The organism is Polaromonas sp., assembly GCF_012927415.1.
Classification (GTDB): domain Bacteria; phylum Pseudomonadota; class Gammaproteobacteria; order Burkholderiales; family Burkholderiaceae_C; genus Polaromonas.
Map to the genome: position 1 here is coordinate 18,877 of NZ_JABBPF010000052.1, position 20,462 is coordinate 39,338.

General features: G+C 61.5%; 18 protein-coding genes. 7 read left to right on the forward strand and 11 right to left on the reverse strand.

The window, feature by feature from the left end; all coding sequences use genetic code 11:
* Nucleotides 1-22: 22 nt before the first annotated feature.
* The 3 genes from HHJ19_RS05505 to gcvPA are packed head-to-tail and all read right to left on the reverse strand — an operon-like array spanning nucleotide 23 to nucleotide 4,133.
* Nucleotides 23-1,135 (reverse strand): ATP-NAD kinase family protein, encoded by a 1,113-nt coding sequence (locus HHJ19_RS05505; RefSeq protein ID WP_296904808.1) that lies wholly within the window; start codon nucleotides 1,133-1,135, stop codon nucleotides 23-25.
* Nucleotides 1,132-2,742: an aminomethyl-transferring glycine dehydrogenase subunit GcvPB gene (gene gcvPB, locus HHJ19_RS05510; protein ID WP_296904810.1), complete on the reverse strand. Its 1,611-nt coding sequence runs from the start codon at nucleotides 2,740-2,742 to the stop codon at nucleotides 1,132-1,134. The genes HHJ19_RS05505 and gcvPB overlap by 4 nt, the downstream gene beginning before the upstream one ends.
* Nucleotides 2,739-4,133 carry an aminomethyl-transferring glycine dehydrogenase subunit GcvPA gene (gcvPA, locus tag HHJ19_RS05515; RefSeq protein WP_296904812.1) on the reverse strand — a complete coding sequence of 465 codons (1,395 nt, stop codon included), beginning with the start codon at nucleotides 4,131-4,133 and terminating at the stop codon, nucleotides 2,739-2,741. Before gcvPA ends, gcvPB begins: the two co-directional genes overlap by 4 nt.
* Nucleotides 4,134-4,266: 133 nt before the next feature.
* On the opposite strand from gcvPA, the gene gcvA reads away from it, so the two are divergent.
* Entirely contained in the window at nucleotides 4,267-5,172 is a 906-nt protein-coding gene (gcvA, locus tag HHJ19_RS05520) for a transcriptional regulator GcvA (RefSeq protein ID WP_296904814.1), read from the forward strand.
* Nucleotides 5,173-5,249: 77 nt separating this feature from the next.
* Here gcvA and HHJ19_RS05525 read toward each other — a convergent pair whose 3' ends face one another.
* A complete protein-coding gene (locus HHJ19_RS05525; protein ID WP_296904816.1) occupies nucleotides 5,250-6,773 on the reverse strand; it encodes a CoA-acylating methylmalonate-semialdehyde dehydrogenase in 1,524 nt (507 codons plus the stop codon).
* Between the two features lie 119 nt (nucleotides 6,774-6,892).
* Here HHJ19_RS05525 and HHJ19_RS05530 point away from each other — a divergent pair, with 119 nt between their 5' ends.
* The 5 genes from HHJ19_RS05530 (at nucleotide 6,893) to HHJ19_RS05550 (ending at nucleotide 11,894) form a co-directional block, all read left to right on the forward strand.
* A complete protein-coding gene (locus HHJ19_RS05530) occupies nucleotides 6,893-7,930 on the forward strand; it encodes a LysR family transcriptional regulator (protein WP_296904818.1) in 1,038 nt (345 codons plus the stop codon).
* Nucleotides 7,923-8,432, forward strand: coding sequence for an NUDIX hydrolase (locus tag HHJ19_RS05535; RefSeq protein ID WP_296904820.1), 510 nt, complete (start codon nucleotides 7,923-7,925; stop codon nucleotides 8,430-8,432). The genes HHJ19_RS05530 and HHJ19_RS05535 overlap by 8 nt, the downstream gene beginning before the upstream one ends.
* 276 nt (nucleotides 8,433-8,708) lie before the next feature.
* Nucleotides 8,709-9,089 carry a hypothetical protein gene (locus tag HHJ19_RS05540; RefSeq protein WP_296904822.1) on the forward strand — a complete coding sequence of 127 codons (381 nt, stop codon included), beginning with the start codon at nucleotides 8,709-8,711 and terminating at the stop codon, nucleotides 9,087-9,089.
* The gene (locus HHJ19_RS05545; RefSeq protein WP_296904824.1) at nucleotides 9,086-9,934 is read left to right on the forward strand and encodes a MaoC family dehydratase N-terminal domain-containing protein; all 849 of its coding nucleotides are present in this window, start codon (nucleotides 9,086-9,088) and stop codon (nucleotides 9,932-9,934) included. The genes HHJ19_RS05540 and HHJ19_RS05545 overlap by 4 nt, the downstream gene beginning before the upstream one ends.
* 610 nt (nucleotides 9,935-10,544) lie before the next feature.
* Nucleotides 10,545-11,894, forward strand: coding sequence for an adenylosuccinate lyase family protein (locus HHJ19_RS05550; RefSeq protein WP_296904826.1), 1,350 nt, complete (start codon nucleotides 10,545-10,547; stop codon nucleotides 11,892-11,894).
* A gap of 63 nt (nucleotides 11,895-11,957) precedes the next feature.
* Here the strand turns inward: HHJ19_RS05550 and HHJ19_RS05555 are convergent, their stop codons facing one another.
* From HHJ19_RS05555 to HHJ19_RS05570, 4 genes are all read right to left on the reverse strand, one after another.
* Nucleotides 11,958-12,935 carry a tripartite tricarboxylate transporter substrate binding protein gene (locus HHJ19_RS05555; RefSeq protein WP_296904827.1) on the reverse strand — a complete coding sequence of 326 codons (978 nt, stop codon included), beginning with the start codon at nucleotides 12,933-12,935 and terminating at the stop codon, nucleotides 11,958-11,960.
* Nucleotides 12,936-12,961: 26 nt separating this feature from the next.
* On the reverse strand, nucleotides 12,962-14,155 hold the full coding sequence (gene tcuB, locus HHJ19_RS05560) for a tricarballylate utilization 4Fe-4S protein TcuB (RefSeq protein ID WP_296904828.1): 1,194 nt from the start codon (nucleotides 14,153-14,155) through the stop codon (nucleotides 12,962-12,964).
* Entirely contained in the window at nucleotides 14,142-15,551 is a 1,410-nt protein-coding gene (gene tcuA / locus HHJ19_RS05565; RefSeq protein ID WP_296904836.1) for an FAD-dependent tricarballylate dehydrogenase TcuA, read from the reverse strand. Before tcuA ends, tcuB begins: the two co-directional genes overlap by 14 nt.
* A gap of 81 nt (nucleotides 15,552-15,632) precedes the next feature.
* Nucleotides 15,633-16,580 carry a LysR substrate-binding domain-containing protein gene (locus tag HHJ19_RS05570; protein ID WP_296904837.1) on the reverse strand — a complete coding sequence of 316 codons (948 nt, stop codon included), beginning with the start codon at nucleotides 16,578-16,580 and terminating at the stop codon, nucleotides 15,633-15,635.
* Between the two features lie 64 nt (nucleotides 16,581-16,644).
* Here HHJ19_RS05570 and mnmA point away from each other — a divergent pair, with 64 nt between their 5' ends.
* Nucleotides 16,645-17,829 carry a tRNA 2-thiouridine(34) synthase MnmA gene (mnmA, locus tag HHJ19_RS05575; RefSeq protein ID WP_296904830.1) on the forward strand — a complete coding sequence of 395 codons (1,185 nt, stop codon included), beginning with the start codon at nucleotides 16,645-16,647 and terminating at the stop codon, nucleotides 17,827-17,829.
* A 102-nt stretch (nucleotides 17,830-17,931) separates the two neighbouring features.
* Here mnmA and HHJ19_RS05580 read toward each other — a convergent pair whose 3' ends face one another.
* The 3 genes from HHJ19_RS05580 to HHJ19_RS05590 all read right to left on the reverse strand — a co-directional run.
* Nucleotides 17,932-19,347, reverse strand: a complete 1,416-nt coding sequence (locus HHJ19_RS05580) for a MipA/OmpV family protein (RefSeq protein ID WP_296904831.1) — start codon at nucleotides 19,345-19,347, stop codon at nucleotides 17,932-17,934.
* 187 nt (nucleotides 19,348-19,534) lie between these two features.
* Entirely contained in the window at nucleotides 19,535-20,026 is a 492-nt protein-coding gene (gene ssb / locus HHJ19_RS05585; RefSeq protein WP_296904833.1) for a single-stranded DNA-binding protein, read from the reverse strand.
* Nucleotides 20,027-20,086: 60 nt separating this feature from the next.
* Nucleotides 20,087-20,462, reverse strand: a 376-nt coding sequence (locus HHJ19_RS05590) for an MFS transporter (protein WP_296904834.1), incomplete at its 5' end; no start/stop codon positions are given.

Here is a 20,462-nt window from a genome sequence, read left to right on the forward strand (position 1 = left end):
TTATTTCTAGTTTCCTGAACACCTAAAAAGCTTCACAACGGTAGAAGGCCTTGCTGCGGTAGCCGTTGATGACTTCGACATACCCGGTCATTTCAGCGGCAGCTGCCGTATCGCCCATGTCAGCAATAAATGGACGACCTGCGAGCGAAATTAACTTCGACGGAGTCGCCAGGACCGACACGCCCTTGCGTCCAACCCGGCGAACCATCTCCGCGCTGAATTGCTGGTTGCCACGGCCAAAGATATGCCCCTGCCCGCCAATACAAGTCACCAGAATGCGCGACGGCCTGTCCGCCGTGAGTTCGAGCAATGCTGCAGCCGTGGCGTCATGCAACACCAGCTTGCCGGCGATGTAGGCGTCAACGCTCAACAGGGATGCCTGCCCCTTGAGGGCCTGCTTGACAGCCCAGGTCGTCGAACCCGGACCTATCAAGTACATCTTATCCGGCTCCATCGCCTCCACAACGCTGGCCGCCATGGCCTGCGCCTGCACCGCATCGCCCGCCCCTGAACGAACCTTTTTGCCCTGGAGTAGCCTGGGATCCTCGGGGGACGCGACATAGCCGAACAGGCTGGGCTCAATGCGGCCGCAACGTAAATCACTTTCGTCAAGATCCATCACTTCGCACTGACGGACGCGGCGCGCATGGGAGCGTAGAAAGCGCACTGCCAACGTGCCAGCAGCAGCGGGTGTGGTGGCAAAAACCCCGGAATACATCTTCACTCCCGCAGGAATTCCCAGCACCGGGAAGGCATCGCCGACAGACTCGGCAACGTCGCGAGCCGTACCGTCACCGCCGGCGAACAAGATCAAATCCACCTGCATGAGCATCAATCGGCGAGCCAGCGCGGCGGTGTCTTCAGCCGATTCCTTTGCCGGTTTGCGATATACGATCTCGCAGCGCAAGCCCGCGGCACTGGCGGCGTCCGCCCCCAGCGAACCGGAGCCCGTGATGATGGTCAGCTCCGCGCCAAGTTCCCTTAACGCGCTCAACGCTTGAGTTGCACGCGTGACAGCCTGAGGCACCACGCCCAGCGCCAGCGCCTGTTCAGCCACGCCGTCACTGCCTCGCAACGCTGCAGGTCCGCCAACACCCGCGAGGGCATTGACAATCAGGCCAACACGCAGGCTCATGCGCCCTGCTTCGTCTCTTGGTCGAGAAGCTTGCGCTGGTAGCCGCGCCACGTCATGGCCCATCGTTTGGGATCATCGAGGACTGAACCATCAATAGCGTGCACCGGGCAGTTGTGCGGCGCCGAACGCACGATCTCGGGATCGGTGTAGGCCTCATGGGCGATGTGCCGCATGACATCTACGAACTCATCCAGATCCGCTTGCGAAAACGACTCGGTGGGCTCGACCGTGGCGGGCTCAGGCACCACGAACGGATGATGGCTGGTCCAGTAGTGCACACCAAAGTCGGCGGCCCGGATGCCAATTTGATCAGAGCGAATTCCGGTGTCGGCGTGAAGCTTTTCCCAGCTGTAACGAACTTGTTCGATACGCCGCTTACCTGGCGCATAGGGTGCGCTGAGTCCCGGAATTTTCAACAATTCATGCATCATGTAATTGTTGTTGAGAACAGCGATTTCAGACACTTCCCGCAACCCCTTGGCGCCCAGGTTCATCACCCAGGCATAGGCGCGCAACACAATGCTGGCAGCGCCCATGAACGCGGACAGTTTGCCGATTGAATCGGGCCCGGCATCTTCGACGCTGTAGCGACCTTCCCGGAGCATTATTTTGGGAGACGGTAAAAAGCGTTCCAGTGCCTGCGTGACGCACATGGCACCCACAGCAGGGCCCCCACAGGAATGAGGCGTCGCGAATGTCTTGTGCAAATTGAATTGACACATGTCAAACCCGGCTTCTCGTGCGCGGGTGATTCCCAACAGTCCGTTCGCATTGGCCTGATCGTAGATATTCAATCCCCCCGCGGCGCGAACCAGGTCTGTAAACTGGCGAATTTTCTTGTTGAAGATTCCGGTGTCTTCCGGATTGGTGATGATGAGGGCCGCGGTGCGAGGAGACAGGGCCGCACGCAAAGCCTCCAGATCAGGGAAGCCGTCGGCGTCCGGATATAGAGTAATGACCTTGTAGCCCAGCAAGCGGGCACAGGCTGCGTCCGACGGATGGGAAAAAATCGTCGTTATTACTTCGTCGCGAACGCCGTAGGTGCCGGCATCTTCCTGATAGGCCCGCAACACGGCGAAATTTCCATAAATCGCTTGCGAGCCGCTGCGCGCCTGCAGCGACACCGCATCCATGCCGGATACTTCCATCAGAAGCGCATGAACCTGATGGTACATGTGCAGCAGGCCTTGCACCGTGTCCACATCCTGCAGCGGATGCAGCTCGGACATCCGGGCATCCCGCGCCAGCTGCTCGTTGACTTTGGGGCTGTATTTAATGGTGCAGGTGCCTTGCCCTACATCCACGTTCAGGTCTGCTCCCAGCGTTTGCTGTGATAAGCGCAGGTAATGACGCAGAACGCGGTTTTGCGCTATCTCCGGCAGGCGCGGAGCCTCGATACGCAGCATTCCCGCAGGCAGGCCCGACAACGCCTCGCTGGTCGCAGCGGCGACTTCTGGCTCCAGTTCGGGAACCAGCACGCCGCGCTCGCCGCGCTGTGACAGCTCGAAAATGACCGGCTCGTCCCAGCGCGCCTGGTGATAGCGGCGCAGATTGGCGCGACCATTCGTGAATCGGGACAAGGATATGTTGTGCATGGCTTGATTCATTTCTCGAGGATGGTGGCAAGTGCTTCGCACAAGGTGGCGACGTCTTCCTGGCTATGCACTTCGGTAAAGCTGTACAGCGCGCACTGACCCAGTGCGGGAAAGGCAATGCTAAGGTCGTGACCGCCAAAAATGCCCTGTTCAAGCAGCGCGCGGTTGATCGTCTTGACCGATTTGCCGCTGGCATCGAAGTTCACCACGAACTCCTTGAAGTGCACCTGTTCGGCATGCGGTATGCGTATGCCCGGCACACTGGCCAGCTGCTGTTTGGCATAGGCGTTGCGGCAGATGATGGTGTGGGCCAGGTCTAGCATGCCCTGCGGGCCCATCAAGGCCATATACACCCCGGCGGTGATACCCCAAAGAGCGGCGGCGGTGCCGACAAACTCATTGCCATTTTCTCGCTTGTCAAACGATGTGCGGCTGTAAGCCACGTCACCGAAACCGTACTCGCCCGGCACTTTGGTGGGAGCAATACCGAACAGCCGCGAAGGGTATTGCATCACCAGGGCCTCGTTGTCATGCGTGCCGATAAAACCACCATGCCCGCCGCCATAGCTCATGTGCATCCCCAGCGACTGGATATCGCCGCACACAATATCCGCGCCGTAGGTTGATGGTGGCGCAATCACCCCCAGAGAAGTCGGGTCCACGCCGACCACCAGCAAGGCACCGCAGGCATGAACGGCCGCCGCGATGGCCGGTCCGTCCTGAATCACACCCAGATACGATGGGTTGTCAATGAAAAGGCAGGCGACTTCCTCGTTCAGCAGGCTCGCCAGTCGACCCATGTCCAGAGTGCCGGTGGCGAGGTCAAAGGGTGCGCGGCGGAACTCGAGGTCGCTGCGGCCATAGTTTTGCATGACCGAATACAGGTCGGGGCTCACATGTTCGGCCACCAGCACAACCCGGCGGCCGGTATGACGTCCAGCCATCCGCACGGCCGTGGCCGCGGCTTGATGGCCATCGAACGTCGGAATACTGACGACTTCCATCTCCAGCATCTCACCCATCATGCTGGCGTACTCAAACAGCGCCTGAAAACGGCCCGCGTCGTCGTAGGGCTCACCGGCATAGGCCGTAAGAAACTCGCTGCGACCGTTGACTTCATCGCACACGGCTGGCACGTGGTGCTGGTAGCAGCCGCCGCCAAGAAAGCTGAGCACCTGGTCACAGGAGGTGTTTTTTGCCAACAGCGACTGCACGTGGCGCTTGAGTCTGTGCTCGGAAAGCAACGGTTCGGGCAGGTTCAGCGGGCGCTGCATGCGCAATTCTGGAGGAATCTCGGCGTAAAGTTCGTCCATTGAACTTGCGCCTATCGCCGCAAGCATCCTTGCCTTGACCTCGGGAACCGAATTGGGTATGTATGGGTAAACGTGAATCGAATTTGTCATGCCTAAGGCTCATCCTTTTAAGACCATCACCCCTTTAAATACAGGGATAGGCAAAGTGTCTCGGGATAAGCAACGCACGACAAATGATCATTTTTTACGCGTGGGATAAGTTAATCTAATAGACTTATTGCCCATGGCCAACCTCCTGATCAATCTCAATACCCTACGCGCCTTCGAAGCCACCGCTCGCAAGAACAGCTTCACCCTTGCCGCTCAAGAACTTTGCGTGACACAGGCGGCGGTCAGTCATCAAGTTCGTCAGATTGAAGAAGTCCTGGGCGTCCGCCTGTTTGAGCGCGCTCACCGGCGCGTCACGCTCACCGATGCCGGTACCCGCGTTTACGGCACGATTTCCAACGCGTTTCGAGACATTGACAGCACACTTCGCGAAGTACGGGCGCAAGGCGAGGCCAAGATGACCCTCACGGTGCAGGTAACACCGTCGTTTGGTTCACGCTGGCTGGCGCGCCGCCTGCACTGGTTCTGGGCCGAGTACCCCGAGATTGACCTGCGCATTTATCACGCCTTGCCGCATGAGCAGTATGACGTGCGCCGCGTAGACCTGGCGATTAAATGGGGCCACAAGAGCTGGGGCTCCCTGCACTCGGAGGTCTTGTTTGAATGCCAGTTGCTACCCGTGTGCTCGCCCCGATACCTGCGCCCGGAACATCCGCTTCGCAAGCCGGAAGATCTGCTGCACTATGCCTTGCTGCACGAGGACAGCTATGAGGACTGGTCAGCCTGGTTTCGCGCCGCAGAGGTTTCACAGCCCGTTCCCATGCGCGGGCCCATCATCAACGACAGCAATACCCTCATTGAAGCCGCGCTCAACCTGCAAGGCATTGCACTGGGGCGGCTTCCGCTGATACGAGAGCAACTGCAGGAAGGCTTGCTGGTCAGTCCGTTTGACCTCGCCATCAAATGCGAAGGTGCTTATCACCTCGTCTACGACGAGAAAGTCTCGAACAGCGAAGTTTTCAAGAAATTTCGGAATTTTCTGATTGAGCAGGCGCGCGCAGGCCTTGTGACCGCGGAGTGAGCCGAGGTTTGCAGGCAAAGTCTCGCGCTCTGCGCCCAAGCATAAAAGCGGCCTGATGCCTCGCCGCGAAAACGACGCTACTTCGCTGTCGGCATTACAAACTCGGCACCCTTGCCGATGCTCTCGGGCCAGCGCTGCATGATCGATTTTTGTTTGGTGTAAAAACGCACGCCTTCTTCGCCATAAGCGTGCATGTCGCCAAAAAGGCTTTTCTTCCAGCCGCCAAAGCCGTGCCAGGCCATGGGAACCGGAATCGGCACGTTGATGCCGACCATGCCGACCTGGATGCGGCGGGAAAATTCGCGCGCCACATGGCCGTCTCGCGTGTAGCAGCTCACCCCATTGCCAAACTCATGGGCGTTGACCAGTTCGACGGCTTCGGCAAAATCCTTCACGCGCACACAGCCCAGCACCGGGCCGAAAATCTCTTCCTTGTAGATCCGCATATCGGGCGTGACATGATCAAACAGCGTGCCGCCCATCCAGAAGCCTTCTTCGTGGCCCTTGACGGTGTGGCCGCGCCCATCCACCAGCAGCGTTGCGCCTTCCTTCACGCCTTGCTCGATATAGCCAGTGATGCGCTGATGGGCTGCGGCCGTGACGATGGGTCCCATCTCGGCATCCAGCTCGATGCCATTTTTGATCACCAGCGTTTTGGCTCTGGCCTGCAGCATGGGAATGAGCCTGTCGGCCACGTCGCCCACCAGAACCGCCACCGAAATCGCCATGCAGCGCTCACCCGCCGAGCCGTAAGCGGCGCCGATCAGGCCATCAACGGCCTGCTCCAGGTCAGCGTCGGGCATGACCACCATATGATTCTTGGCCCCACCCAAAGCCTGCACGCGCTTGCCGTGATGCGCGCCGGTTTCGTAGATGTAGTTGGCTATCGGCGTCGAGCCGACAAAGGAAACGGCCTTCACATCCGGGTGCACCAGCAATGCATCAACCGCCTCCTTGTCGCCCTGCACCACGTTGAAAACGCCGTCAGGCAAACCGGCCTGCCTGAGCAACTCGGCCATGAACAGGCTGGCGCTCGGGTCAATCGGGCTAGGCTTCAAAACAAAGGTGTTGCCCGCAGCAATCGCCACCGGGAACATCCACATCGGCACCATCACCGGGAAGTTGAAGGGCGTAATGCCCGCCACGACGCCGAGCGGCTGACGCAGCGTCCAGTTGTCAAGGCCGGTACTCACCTGATCGGTAAAGTCCCCCTTGAGCAGTTGCGGAATGCCGCAGGCAAATTCCACGATGTCGATGCCGCGCGAGACCTCGCCCTGCGCGTCGGTAAACACCTTGCCATGTTCGGCGGTGATCAGGTGCGCCAGCTGGTCCTTGTTCTGGTTGAGCAACTCCAGAAACTTGAACATCACTCTGGCCCGGCGCAGCGGCGGCGTGTCAGCCCAGGCCGGAAAGGCGGCCTGCGCGGCGGCAACGGCCGCGGCCACGTCAGCCTCACTACCCAGCGCGACATGGCCTGTAACGGCGCCAGTGGCTGGGTTGAAGACTGGCTGGCTGCGACTGGCGTCGGGGACGCGGGCGCGTCCGTTCAGATGGTGGCCAATGGTGATTTGCGTGGCAACTTCGGCAGGCGATGAGAACATGGGAAATCCTTTGAAAAGTGAATCCGTGGAACACAGTCAGTCTAAAAGCCGCTAAGGGGTTTGATAAGACCCTGTTTACTGATTACATTGTTCATATTCCTGAACAATGAATGCCGATCATGTCATCTGACCAGTTGTCGCCGCTGGTGGCCGATCTCCACCTTTTGACGGTGCTGGCCGTCACCCGCAGCTTTACCGAGACCGCCCGCCGGCTGGGCCTGTCCAAGGCTTCGGCCAGCACACGCATCAGCGAGCTGGAGCGCACTGCCGGCGTCCTGCTGGTGCGCCGCACCACCCGTTCGGTCGGGCTGACCGAAGCGGGGCAGCAGCTCGTCAACGATATGCAGCCAGCCTTCAGGCGCATCAGCGATAGCTACACCGCCGCTCGCGACCTGGTTGGGACGCCGCGCGGCCTGATCCGCGTGACCGCACCAGTCGCGCTGGGGCGCCAGCACTTGGCGCCGTGTGTTGCTGCCTTTTTGTTGCGCTACCCCGACATTCACATTGAGCTGGAGCTGACCGACCGCTTTGTCAACTTGGCCAACGAGGGGTTTGACCTGGCGATCCGGCATACCAATGCTCCGCCCGAGACGCATGTCGCCTGGGTCCTGTGTGAAACCCGTTCCCGTCTGCTGGCCAGCGCGGACTACCTGGCGCGGCGCGGCGTGCCGGCGCACCCGGCAGAGCTGGCGGTGCACGACTGCCTGCTTTACCTGCGTGACAGCCACGCCGGCAGCTGGACCTTTGTGCGCCCGGCGGGGCAGCGGGGAAAACGCCAATCCACGCCTGCAGTTCTGGAGCGGGTCGGCGTGAATGTCGCCGGCTCTCTCAAGGCCAATAACAGCGAAGTGCTGCGCGACGCCCTGCTGGCCGGCCTCGGCATCGGGCTGCTGCCTGACTTCAGCATGCCATCGCGCGTCATGGGCAACGACAGCACGCCACTCGTCCCGGTTTTACCCGACTGGCAGGTGCAGGGATTTTTTGGTGAGCGCATTTATGCCCTGCGCCCGTGGTCAGCGCAGGTGCCCAAGGCGATTGGCTGCTTCGTGGACCACTTGCGCGAGAGCTTTGCCGGCGGATTTCCCCGTCCGCATGCCGGTCCGCCAGCGGCTGGAGCCGCCGTCATCAAGAGCACGGATAATCTCGCCCATGAATAATCGATGGAAACCCAACGTCACGGTCGCTGCGGTCATTGAACGGGACTTTGACGGCGTCCGGAAATTTCTGCTGGTCGAGGAAGAAACCCGTGATGGCCTGAAGCTCAACAACCCGGCCGGCCACCTGGACCCGGGCGAAAGTCCGGCGCAGGGCTGCACGCGGGAGACGCTGGAGGAAACCGCCTTTCATTTCACGCCGACGGCCCTCGTGGGGATCTATTTTTCGCGGTTTGAGCGGGCGCAGGCCGGGCAGGCCGAGTCGCTGGACATCACCTACCTGCGCTTCGCGTTTTCCGGCGAACTTGGCGAACACGTGGCGGGCCAGCCGCTCGACGAAGGCATTGTGCGCAGCGTATGGCTGAGCGCCGACGAAATCAGGGCTTGCGCCGACATGCACCGCAGCCCGCTGCTGCTGACCTGCATTGAAGACTATCTGGCCGGCAGCCGCTACCCGCTTGAGCTGATCACAACCGACACCTCCGTTTTGCTATTAAATAAATAGCTACTTGTGCCGATAAAACCTGGACCGCAAGCATTTTTTGTCAACAATCCGGACTGGCAGGCCAGCGGCAGCCCCGCTAGCCGGCTTCAGCGCCTGCCCCTGAGCGCCGCACGCAGGTCTTTCAATGGTCTGCATCGGCTCAGGTTCCCACCCGGCAAGCCACAGGCCGATGAAGCGCATCATTCCACTGCTACCGTGAATTGATGCAAGCAATACACCAATGCCTTGAAAAGATGTAACTCACACCGTATCCATGCGTCAACAGCAGGCCGGTCCGTGAATGCGGCCAGCCGTCGCCCGAAAACTGCCGCGTTCCGCCACGGCCACGCTGGCTTCAAGCTGCAGCAGGTCAAAATTGGGACGCACCATGAAACAATTCAACCGGAGACAAGCATAAAGTTCGAACACACCGCCCCGGTCGTCGCTGCAGAAACCATCGGCCGCCCACCTTTGCGCCGAGACAAGTACGCCGTCATGGCGCAGGCCTGGCCTGAAAACGCCCTCACCGCCGTCGTGCCTAACGCCCCGGGCGGGGCCAACGGCACGATTGCGAACGAATCCGTGGCGCACGGCGCGCCCGATGGCGACGGGTGGTGGCAACAAAAATCAAGGCCGAATGACCGACACCCACCCCTTGACCGGAGCAAATTACCATGAACCTGCAAGACTGGATTGGCCGCAGCGAAACGGCCGAAGACATCGCCACTGCCACGCCCTACGCCGCACTGTCCGCCACACTCGATCAGCCGGACATACAGCGTCCGCCACCTGGCGCGCCCTTGCCCAGGCTGTGGCACTGGCTGTATTTTTTACCCATTTATGCACAATCCGACATCGGCGCGGACGGCCATGCCAAACGCGGCGGTTTCATGCCGCCGGTGTCATTGCCACGCCGCATGTGGGCGGGCAGTGATTTTGCATTCGACGAGCCACTGCTGATTGGTGACCACCTGCGGCGAACGTCGACAATTGCCGACGTGAAGGAGAAGTCGGGGCGCACCGGCAGCCTGATTTTTGTCAGGGTGCGCCATGAAATCCGTCGCAACGGCGCCCAGGCTATCGCACTGACCGAGCACCACAACATCGTCTACCGCGCCGCGGCTGCACCGGATGACGTGGTGCCGGCGCCGCAGGCCGCACCCGCCGAATGGGCGTGGGAACGCCGCATCGTGCTCGACGACGTGCTGCTGTTTCGTTATTCGGCACTGACCTTTAACGGCCACCGCATCCACTACGACCGCCAATATGTGACCGAGGTGGAAGGCTACCCGGGACTCGTCGTGCACGGCCCTCTGATCGCCACGCTGCTGATGGACCTGTTGCGCCGCCAGCAGCCTGAGGCGAAAGTAGCGCGCTTCGAGTTCAAGGCGGTGCGGCCGACGTTTGACATCACGCCGTTTTCAGTCCACGGCCAGCCGTCGGCTGATGGAAAGACCGTGCGCCTGTGGGGCCGCGACCATGAGGGCTGGCTGACCATGGATGCCGTGGCAACGCTTTCTTGACTCCCGGAAAAGCATCTCCATCGTCACGCTGAAACACCCGATTGCTGCCCACCTTTCGACCCGCCAGTTGGCTGGCATGGGCACAGAAGGCGCGGCTCGAGCATGACAGCAAGCGAAGCAGTGACTTCCCTTTTTTTCCTCGTAACCGCCCCGAAAATTTTGCCAGGGCGCTGGGCTTGGGCAGAGGCCGCATCATCATTGATCTACAAGATGCTGCAGCACCCGCCGGGAGGGCCGTTGCACTTGCCGTCATCACGAAATTGTCAGCGAACGCCGGCAAGGAGCGCCGCACAATCTGCCTCTGTATCAACGACACCGCGATGGCGTGGCATGGCGAAGACATCGGTTGGTGCAGTTTTGGCGCAAAAATGGGCATTTACCTTTCAAGTTGCGGCGATACGACGCGCTGCCATTTCTCCCAGCGACCAGGAACCGCCCTGGGCGCGGCGCGTTCTGCCTTTTTGGGGGGTGACTCCCCCGGTGGCGCGATACAGGTGGGCGGCGAGACGGCAGGCCGTTCGGTCGTCCCGAAAGCCGGACGCATCGCAGCCCTTCGGCAATCAGGCGAACCGATAAATTTCATCCAGAAACAACCCAGGGAAGAAGCTTCATGTCCGCAACCATCATTGATTCCAGAATATTCGGCGACATGTTCAGTGACGCCAAAATGCGCCACGTCTGGTCCGACGAAAACCGCACCGCCAAATACCTCGATATCGAGCGCGCGCTGGCCAAGGTGCAGGGCGAGCTGGGCCTGATCCCGCAAGAAGCGGCTGACGAAATTGTCAAGCATTGCAACATCGAGCAGATCGACTGGATCGCGCTCAAGGTCAAAACCGAACAGATCGGCTATCCCATCATTGCCGTGATCAACCAGATCAACGCGCAGTGCAAGGACCATCTCGGCGAATACTGCCACTGGGGCGCAACCACGCAGGACATCACCGACACGGCCGCCGTTCTGCAAATCCGGGAAGGTCTGGCGCTGGTGGAAGAAGACCTGAAGGACATTTCCGCCTCCCTGGCAAAGCTGGCCCGCGAGCACCGTAACACGCCCATCATCGGTCGCAGCAACCTGCAGCAGGCCACGCCGATCACCTTCGGCTACAAGATGGCCAGCATTCTCGCCGGCATCGAACGCCACCGCGAACGGCTCGATCAGCTAAAAGCCCGCGTGCTGGTCGGCGAATTCGGTGGTGCGTCGGGAACGCTGTCGTCCCTGGAGACTGGCGCCATGGCAACGCAGGCCGGGCTGATGAAAGAGCTGGGTCTCGGCCAGCCGCTGATTTCGTGGCACACAGTGCGCGACAACTTTGCAGAAGTCGGTGCGTTTTTGGGGCTGGTCGGCGGCTCGCTCGGCAAGATCGCGATGGACGTGAAGCTGCTGATGCAAACCGAAGTCGCCGAGGTGTTTGAACCTTTTGCGCCCGGACGCGGTTCATCGTCCACCATGCCACAAAAGCGCAACCCGGTTTCCTGTCTGTACATCCACGCCAACATTTCGGTGGTGCGCCAATTGGCTGCCTCGCTGATGGACGCCATGGTGGCTGACCACGAACGCTCCACCGGCCCGTGGGAAATCGAATGGGTTGCCATGCCGGAAATTTTCTGCCTGATGTCTGGCGCGCTCAAGCAGACTAGATTCATCCTCAGCGGACTGCAAGTCGATGCGGCGCAGATGCGTCGCAACATCGACATGACGCACGGCCTGGTGATGTCCGAGGCCGTGATGATGGGCCTGGGCCCCTACATGGGCCGCGCATATGCGCACGATTTGGTTTATGACATCTGCCGGGATGCGCTGAAGCAGAAGCGTCCACTGATTGATCTGCTGGTCGAGCATCCCGAAATCAACAAACACGTCACGCGCGAGCAACTGGCTTCTTTTTGTGACCCCTTGAACAACCTCGGGCAGGCCGGCGTGATGGTGGACCGGGTGCTGGCCAGCCTGAAGCACTAATGGGCCGACAGACAGACGGCGATGCATTGCTCCTGGACGCCAGCGCTTGGCGGGCCGAAGATTTCAATCAGCCGAAATCTTCCGTTCCCGAACGATGCGTCCCCATGTCAAGGATTCACTGGCCATAAAGCGGGCCAGTTCGTCGCGTGTGCCGGGCATGGGAACCAGGCCGTGCTTGTTCAGCTGTTCGCGTACCTCGGGCGTATTCAGCACCTTGACCAGCTCCAGGTTCCAGCGCTCCAGCAATGGCCTGGGCGTTTTGCTGGAGGCCACAAAGGCATACCAGTTGGTCGCATTGAAGCCCGGGTAGCCTGACTCGGCAATGGTCGGCACATTGGGCATGAAGGCGGGCCGGGTCAAGCCGGTAGTGGCCAGCGCGATCAGCTTGCCCGACTCGATGTGCGGGCCGGCTGTTGCCGGGGTCGAATAGTAGGAAGCCACCCGGCCGCCCAGCAAGTCCTGCAGCGCGGGCGCGCCGCCCTTGTAGGGAATATGCACCGTCTCTATCCCGGCCCGGTCATTGAACAGTTCACCAGCCAGGTGCGAGGCAGACCCGGCGCCGGTGGACGCGAAGTCGAGGCTCCCGGGCTTCTTTTTGGCCAGCGCAACATACTCGGCCAGCGTCTTGACGCCAACACCGCTGTGCACGACCAGCACATTCGGAAAGTTAACGCCCATGGTGATGGGCGCCAGGTCGCGCACCGGGTCGTAGCCCAGCTTCATCATGTGCGGCGCAATCGTCAGCGGGCCGACCGAGCCAAACAACAGCGTCGCGCCATCGCCCGCAGCGTTGACGACGAACTGGTGGGCAATGTTGCCGCCGGCGCCGGGCTTGTTGTCAACCAGCACGGTCTGGCCAATGTTTTCACCCAGCTTTTTGGCGATCAGGCGGGCCGCTGTGTCAGCCGCGCCTCCGGCGGCAAAGCCCACCACCAGGCTGACCGGCTTCTTGGGCGGAAAGTCTTGCGCATGGCCTGGCGCGGTGAAGGCGGGCAGCAAGACCAGCGCGGTGCAAGCCTGAAGCAGTTGGCGTTTTTTCATGGTTTCCCCTTTTTATTGTCGGCAAATCAATCGGCACCCAGCCCCACAGGATTGGGCTGGCGTTTTTCCACCGCATGGCGCAGTAAGGAGGCGGTGCGGAAAATACCGTGGGCAAACTTGCCGGGAGGCAGCGTGGCGAACAGCGCCATCACCACACCCAGATGCATCGCCAGCAGCGCGGGCAAGGCCTCGCTGCCGCGCGCGAGCCACAGCGCCAGGCCAGTCAGGCTGGTGAAAAACAGCAGCGCAATAAAGCCCAAGTCCATGGGTTTTTGGGCGCGCACGCCTTGCTGTGGGTCGCGCCGCAGGTTCAATCTGAACAACGCCGCAGTGCCCAGCAATAGGCTCACACCACCGACTGCGCCCAGCAGCTTGGGCAGGCTCGGCAAATCGTAGGGCGCTGTCCAGCCCAACGCGTAGTGGTAAACGGTTGCCAAACTGGTCGCGGCAAAGCACAGCATGAAGCCGTAAAAGGTGAGGTGGTGAGCGCGCTGGCGTGACAAGCTGTAGGCGTCGCCTTCGTTGTTGCAGCCTTCGCCATGCCCGCCGCCCAAGTATTTGAGCCGCAGTACGTCATGCGTTGCCTCGGCGGCGGCGGACCGGCTCACAGGCTGGTTTGACGTGGCCGGCGTGACATCGCGCCAGAACCGCCGAACGCCCAGACTCAAGGCCAACACCGCCCAGAGAAACACCGGCGCAAACATGGCGACCAGCAGGTTGTGCGGAAACAGGTTGTAGAAGTTACCCTGCAGATCGCCGCCCCACAGCGTGCCGTTGAGCGCCAGCGCCAGCAACAAAAATATCGCCAGCCCGGCAGCCAGAGCCAGGGTCAAGGTCAAGCCGTTTCGCTGGTAAAGCTTGCCCAAAGCGGCAGGCCAGGCGTAGTCCACATAGGTCTGCACTCGCACCAGCGCCATGGCTTGAGGCACATTGACGGCAAACTCGTGCGGCGGCGCGTACTGGCAGGCATGCAGGCAGGCACCGCAGTTATGGCACAGATTGGCCAGGTAGTGAATGTCTGCCTTGCCGAACTCAAGCCGCCGCGTCATGGCCGGAAACACCGCACAAAAACCTTCGCAGTAACGGCAGGCGTTGCAGATCTGCATCTGGCGCGCCACTTCGGCCTCGGGTGCGCTTAAAGCACTCAAGGCCAGACCCGCCACCACATCACCATTGGCCAATGCCACCGCATCGCGGGTTAAGGCCTCAAGCTGCTGCATGAATTGCTCCTGATTCAATAGCTGCCTGGGCAGATTGCGCACCGGCTATGCGGCCAAAAGCTGTACCAATCGACATTCCGACACCGGCCGTGTAGCCCTTGCCCAGTACGTTACCGGCCATCATTTCGCCGGCCACAAACATGTTATGGCTCGGCACACCGCCAAAAAACACGGCTGTCGTTGCATCGGTTTTCAGGCTCAGATAAGTGAAGGTCACGCCGGGTTTGAGGGCGTAGCCGTAAAACGGTCCCTTGTCCACCGGCCGCGCCCAATGCGTCTTGGCAGGCACCAGCTGGTCGGTGTGGCAGTCGTCAAGCACTGTGTGGTCGAAGCTTCCGACGCGGCAGGCGGCGTTGTAATTGTTCAGGGTCTGCATGAATGAGCACTCATCGAGTCCAAGCTTTTGCGCCAGCTCGGGCAGCGAATCAGCCCGGGTGCCGGGAAACACCGGCGGCATGAAGCGGCCTGCGGCCTTGGCGTCAATGATCGAATAAGCCACTTGCCCCGGCTGCTGCGCCACCAGCCGGCCCCAGATGGCATAGCGCTTGGGCCAAAAGTCTTCGCCCTCGTCGTAAAAACGCTGGCCTTCGCGGTTGACCACCACGCCGAGCGAGACGCAGTCAATGCGCGTGCAGATGCCGCCGTCATACAGCGGTGCGCGTGCATCAATCGCTACCATGTGCGCCTGGGTCGGGTCGCCAATCGTGTCTGCGCCGGCGTCAAGCAAATGTTTGAGCACCACGCCCCGGTTGAAACGGGTGCCGCGAATCGCAAAATTATCGGACGGCCATTCACCGCGCTCGTTTTGCCCCCAGGCTTCGCGCAGCCATTCGCGGTTGGACTCGAAGCCGCCAGCCGCCAGCACGCAGGCTTTGGCGGTGATGCGCTTAGCGCCCACCCAGGCTGCCACAAAGCGGCCATCTTCCAGCTCCAGCCGGTCCACCGGGCTGTCGTAGCGAATCTTGACGCCGAGCTTTTCTGCGCTGCGGTAATACGCGTTGACCAGCGCTTTGCCGCCGCCCATGAAAAAGGCATTGGTGCGGCTCAGGTGCAAGGTGCCTGACAGCGAGGGCTGAAAATGCACGCCATGCTGGCGCATCCAGTCGCGGCAGTCGCTGGAGGCGCGAATCGTCAGCCGCGCCAGCGCTTCGTTGGTCTGCCCGCCTGTGACCTTGAGCAGGTCTTGCCAGAACTCTTCTTCCGAGTAAGCGCCCGTCAACACATCCTGCGGTGCATCGTGCATGCAGCGCAGGTTGCGCGTGTGGCCCGAGTTGCCGCCGCGCCATTCGCGCGGTGCGGCTTCCAGCAGCAACACGCTCGCGCCCGCCTCGCGCGCCGTCAAGGCCGCGCACAAGGCTGCATTGCCGCCTCCGATCACCAGCACATCCACCGTCACAGTCGCCTCTTTTTTGGTCAGAATGGGCACACTTTAGGCCGCTGCGCTTCAAAGCGTAAGGCCCGCGAAGCGATGGGGCCATCACGAATCGTGATGGATCAGCCGGGCCCCCGCCCACTGGCCTGACCGCACCAGCGTGCGCGCACAGTCGGCCAGCACCACGCGCGTGGCCAGTGCGGCAGGTGACAACTCATCGTCTGACAGGCTGCACAGCGCATTGGTTCGGCGCACCTGCGCGTCGGCGATCTCTGACCACCGCAAAGCCAGCTCGGCATTGCTGATGCGGCCTAGCGCCGCCCAGGGCTGAACCGTGCTGCCCAGGCCGGAACGCACCATGTCCATCAGCATGGCCAACGAATCAATCTCGGCTACCAGATCGGGTTTGAACCCGGCCCGGGCGAACGCGGCATCTAGCGTGCTGCGCAGGCCATGCGAGCCGGTAGGCAAAATCAGCGGCACCCCGTTGAGGTGCGCCATGCGGGTTGTCCCTGCTCGTTGCGGCGTGCCGACTTCTCCCGGCTGACGCGGGCCGATCAGGAACAGCTTTTCTTCCAGCAACGGCATCACGCTCCAGCGCCTGGCCACGCCGGTGTCGAACAGCACCGCCAGATCGAGCTGACGGGAGTTCAACATGGCGGTCACATGACCCGACATGCTCTCGACCATGTGCAGGCGCACGTCGGGGTAGCGCTCGCGCATGGCACGCATCAGCGGCAGGCCCAGCACCGAGGCGGTGGTGGACGCCAGCCCGACGCTCACAGTGCCAGTCAGGCGCGACTGCTGGGCCGCGCGTGCGGCCTGCTCGGTGTGGCGCAAGGCCAGCTGGGCCTCTCGAAAAAACGCCAGCCCGGCCTCGGTCGGCACCACGCCCTTGCTGCTTCTCTGCAGCAGGCGGGTTGCCAGTTCCCCTTCAAGCCGGCTGATCTGCTGGCTCAGGGTTGACTGCACAACGTCGAGCACCAGCGCGGCGCGGCTCATGCTGCCCTGCTCGACCACAGCGACAAAATACCGAAGCTGGCGCAATTCCATCATGGCGCTTTCAAATACCGGGGTCGACTGGGGAATAAGGCATGGCGGGGATAATCGCACACCTATGGACAAGCGACACAGCAGGCAACGGATCGTGGTGGGACTGAGCGGCGGAGTCGACTCCGCCGTCACGGCTTATCTTCTCAGACAGCAAGGCCACGAGGTCATCGGCATCTTCATGAAAAACTGGGAGGGCGATGACGACAGCGAATTCTGCTCCTCCAACATCGACTTTGTGGACGCGGCCGCCGTCGCCGACGTAATTGGCATCGAAATCGAGCATGTCAACTTTGCCGCCGATTACAAGGACCGGGTGTTCGCCGAATTCCTGCGGGAGTACCAGGCCGGCCGCACGCCCAACCCCGACATCCTGTGCAATGCCGAGATCAAGTTCAAGGCCTTCCTGGACCATGCCATGCGGCTGGGCGCCGAGAAAATCGCCACGGGACACTATGCCCGCGTGCGGCATAACGAAGCCGCCGGCCTGCACGAGCTGCTCAAAGGCCTGGACCCGGCCAAGGACCAGAGCTACTTTTTGCACCGGCTGAACCAGGCGCAGCTGTCCAAAACGTTGTTCCCGCTGGGCGAGCTGCGCAAGACCGAGGTGCGGCGCATGGCCGAGGAGATCGGCCTGCCGAACGCCAGGAAAAAAGACTCGACCGGCATCTGCTTCATCGGCGAGCGGCCGTTTCGCGAATTTTTGAACCGCTACATCGCCAAGGCGCCCGGCCCCATCAAAAACGACAGGGGCCGCATTCTGGGCGAGCATGTCGGCCTCAGTTTTTACACGCTGGGCCAGCGCTCGGGTCTGGGCATTGGCGGCGTGAAAGCCAGAGGCGCGGAGCTGAAAGCCGCACAGGAACGCGGCCAGCGCGGCGTGGGCGAGCACGCACCGTGGTTTGTCGCGCGCAAGGATCTGGACAGCAACACCTTGTGGGTGGTGCAGGGCCATGACCATGCCTGGCTGCAGTCAACCAAACTGATCGCGCAGGACTGCAGTTGGGTGGCCGGGGCTGCGCCCGAGCCGGGTGCCATGGCCGCCAAAACCCGCTACCGGCAACTCGACGCTGCCTGCGAACTGCGGCAAGCGAGCGCTGGCGGCTGCGAGCTGGCTTTTTCAGAGCCTCAATGGGCGGTCACGCCGGGCCAGTCGGCAGTGCTTTACCAGGGCGATGTCTGCCTGGGCGGCGGCGTGATTGCCAGCAGCAATGTGCAAAACCAGCCCACCGGCAGGCTGCTGGCGGCCTGAGTTCGCCCGTTTTTGCATTTTCATGACCAAATCGGGCTCTGGTCCAATGAATATCGGCATTGTTTGCTATTATTTATATAGCAAGCAATACGTTTTGCTACCTCATAGCGCCGATTCGATATAGGTGTAGAGGTAATTGGAGCCACCGTTGACGTTGCCCAGCAGGCGGGAAGCGCCAAAAATTCCGGAGCGGTGCGACACACCGAAGCCGATATAGGTGTCTTTTAAAGCGCGTGAGCCGATCAGGTCGCCCAGGCTCAGGTCCAGCGTCGGATCCAGGTATTGCAGCAGGCGAGAAGTCGGCTTGCCGTTGGCTGCCTGGCTACTCGCCTCAACGTAGGGCGAACGCTGGGCAGCCGAAACGCCAGCGCCCAGGCCCAGCCGCGTTTTGACCCGGTCGCTCCACGGGAAACCGGAATAAAAAGCCTTCATGAACAGGTCAAGTTGGACGCCGTTGCGCTGCAGTCCACGTTCGTGATGGTGCGTAAGCCCCACATAGCCGACAAAATCCAGCGGCCAGCCATTCACATTTTCAAGAAAGGTTTTACCCACCTGAACACCGGCAATGCTGGTGGCGTTGACGCTGGCAGTCGAAAGGCATTGCGCGGTGACAATCTTCAGCAGGTGGCAGCCGTCATCGGTGGCCTTGCCATAAAGCAGTTTGAACCAGGTCGGCGAGCCTTCCTTGGCCCATTCCGGCTCATGGCCGCCAAAATCGTAGGCCGCGCCGACGTAGACGCCGGGCAGGACGCGCTTTTGCACGATCGGGCTGTCCTTGATTTTGCCATCCAGCACCGTGGCGGACAGGCCGGCCAGCAGGCGCCAGCGTTGCGACAGGTCGTAGGAACCATACAAGCCCAGCGTGGTGTTGATGCCTGCGCCAGGCGCGTAGGCCGGACGGCCTGCCGCGGCTTCGCTACCGCGCACACCGTAGTAATAATTGTTGAGCCTGGCATCGCGCAGCGCCACGCTCAGGCTGGGGCTCAACCGCCACGGGCCGGAGCGCCAGTCGTAGCTGTAGCCCAGACGCAATTCATTGCCCTTGGAGGTATTGCCGGCGTCGTGCAGGAATTCGGCCTGCACGTTGCCCCAGGGCTGGCGATAACGCCACGAGAGGCCCAGGTCAATGCCGGAATCGCGCATCGCCATACCGGTCAGACTGGCGGGCAGGCGATCCGAGGGAAAACCCTCGATCCGCTGCGCCACGAACAGGTCCAGCCGCTGATCGCCGCCGTTGAGCAGCTTCACACCCGCCCGGTTAGCATCGAGAAAAACCTGTTCGCCCTCAAAAAGATAGAGCGGCAAGACGTCGTGGCGCGAGCCGCCCTCCCGGTAGGGCGACGGCCCGACGCGGGCGACAGCGCCCAACCCCGCGCTCCCCGGCTCCGAGAGTGGCGTAAAGGGCTCGGCGTTGCCGTCCGCGCGCGCTGGCACAGAGGCAGACAGGCCAGCGGCCAACAGTACGGTGCCGGCAAAAGAGGAAAAAACCCGGGAGCCGGAGAGAGAAAATTTTTTCATGGTGGCGCTTTTCTTCTTTCAGTGACCTGGGAGCCAACAACCGACTGGCCTTGCATTTTTTCACCCAAATACGGCTCACATCCAGGTATTACGGGCTTTATTTGCTACAAAACACATAGCGCATCGACATTAAAAAACCCGCCTCGGGCGGGTTTTCGGCAAATTTTTGCCACGCCGGACCGCATTGTCAAAAAGGAATGTCGTCGTCCATGTCATCAAAACCGCTGGCCGCCTTGGACGCTGCGGGTGCCTGTTGCGGCGCTGCGGCAGGCGCTCGGGCTGGCGGCGCACGGCGTGGCGCTTCGTAGCCGCCACCCTCGTCGCCACCGGGGCCGCCCATGCCTTGTCGGCTGCCCAGCATCTGCATCTGGTCGGCGCGGATTTCAGTCGTGTATTTTTCGACGCCGCTCTGATCGGTCCACTTGCGGGTGCGCAGGCTGCCTTCGACGTAAACCTGCGAGCCCTTGCGCAGGTACTGGCCGACGATCTCGGCCAACCGGCCGTTGAACACCACCCGGTGCCATTCGGTCGCCTCTTTCATCTCGCCGGACTGCTTGTCCTTCCACTTGTCGGTAGTGGCGATGGTGATGTTGGCGACCTGGTCGCCACTGGGAAAGCTGCGCATTTCGGGATCTTTGCCCAAGTTGCCGATGATGATGACTTTGTTGACGGATGCCATGACATGTTCTCCTGAAGCGGGTCTCCGGGGCCCAATCCCCCAAAAGCGGATCCACAGAGTTTAACTGGCTGGCCGGCCCAGCGGGTCAGCGCCCGAAACAGCCGCCAGCGCGCCACGCCCCGGCGCACTCATCGGCCAGGCGACCAACAGCCACAGCAGCATCAGGCCGCCGCAGACGAGAAAAAGGCCTTTCGGTCCGTGGTCCTTGATGATCCAGCCGCCGATTGCCCCACCGGCAAAATACCCGAGCGACTGCAAGGTGTTGTAAACCCCCAGCGCCGCGCCCCGCGCATGGGGCGGCGCCACGCGCGAGGCCAGGCTCGGCTGGCTCGCTTCGAGCACATTGAAACCACAAAAAAACAGCACCAGCAGCGCGCCCAGCCAGCCCAGACTGGGCGCCGCCGAGAAGACTGACGACACGGTCCACAGCAGGCCA

What these genes read in the sequence shown, in the direction of transcription:
- HHJ19_RS05550 (WP_296904826.1), top strand. Translation starts at nt 10,545, where the DNA reads ATGTCCGCAACCATCATTGATTCCAGAATATTCGGCGACATGTTCAGT.
- gcvA (WP_296904814.1), top strand. Translation starts at nt 4,267, where the DNA reads ATGGCCAACCTCCTGATCAATCTCAATACCCTACGCGCCTTCGAAGCC.
- ssb (WP_296904833.1), bottom strand. Translation starts at nt 20,026, where the DNA reads ATGGCATCCGTCAACAAAGTCATCATCATCGGCAACTTGGGCAAAGAT.
- HHJ19_RS05535 (WP_296904820.1), top strand. Translation starts at nt 7,923, where the DNA reads ATGAATAATCGATGGAAACCCAACGTCACGGTCGCTGCGGTCATTGAA.
- HHJ19_RS05545 (WP_296904824.1), top strand. Translation starts at nt 9,086, where the DNA reads ATGAACCTGCAAGACTGGATTGGCCGCAGCGAAACGGCCGAAGACATC.
- HHJ19_RS05570 (WP_296904837.1), bottom strand. Translation starts at nt 16,580, where the DNA reads ATGGAATTGCGCCAGCTTCGGTATTTTGTCGCTGTGGTCGAGCAGGGC.
- HHJ19_RS05530 (WP_296904818.1), top strand. Translation starts at nt 6,893, where the DNA reads ATGTCATCTGACCAGTTGTCGCCGCTGGTGGCCGATCTCCACCTTTTG.
- HHJ19_RS05505 (WP_296904808.1), bottom strand. Translation starts at nt 1,135, where the DNA reads ATGAGCCTGCGTGTTGGCCTGATTGTCAATGCCCTCGCGGGTGTTGGC.
- tcuB (WP_296904828.1), bottom strand. Translation starts at nt 14,155, where the DNA reads ATGCAGCAGCTTGAGGCCTTAACCCGCGATGCGGTGGCATTGGCCAAT.
- mnmA (WP_296904830.1), top strand. Translation starts at nt 16,645, where the DNA reads ATGGACAAGCGACACAGCAGGCAACGGATCGTGGTGGGACTGAGCGGC.
- HHJ19_RS05555 (WP_296904827.1), bottom strand. Translation starts at nt 12,935, where the DNA reads ATGAAAAAACGCCAACTGCTTCAGGCTTGCACCGCGCTGGTCTTGCTG.
- HHJ19_RS05580 (WP_296904831.1), bottom strand. Translation starts at nt 19,347, where the DNA reads ATGAAAAAATTTTCTCTCTCCGGCTCCCGGGTTTTTTCCTCTTTTGCC.
- gcvPB (WP_296904810.1), bottom strand. Translation starts at nt 2,742, where the DNA reads ATGAATCAAGCCATGCACAACATATCCTTGTCCCGATTCACGAATGGT.
- gcvPA (WP_296904812.1), bottom strand. Translation starts at nt 4,133, where the DNA reads ATGACAAATTCGATTCACGTTTACCCATACATACCCAATTCGGTTCCC.
- HHJ19_RS05525 (WP_296904816.1), bottom strand. Translation starts at nt 6,773, where the DNA reads ATGTTCTCATCGCCTGCCGAAGTTGCCACGCAAATCACCATTGGCCAC.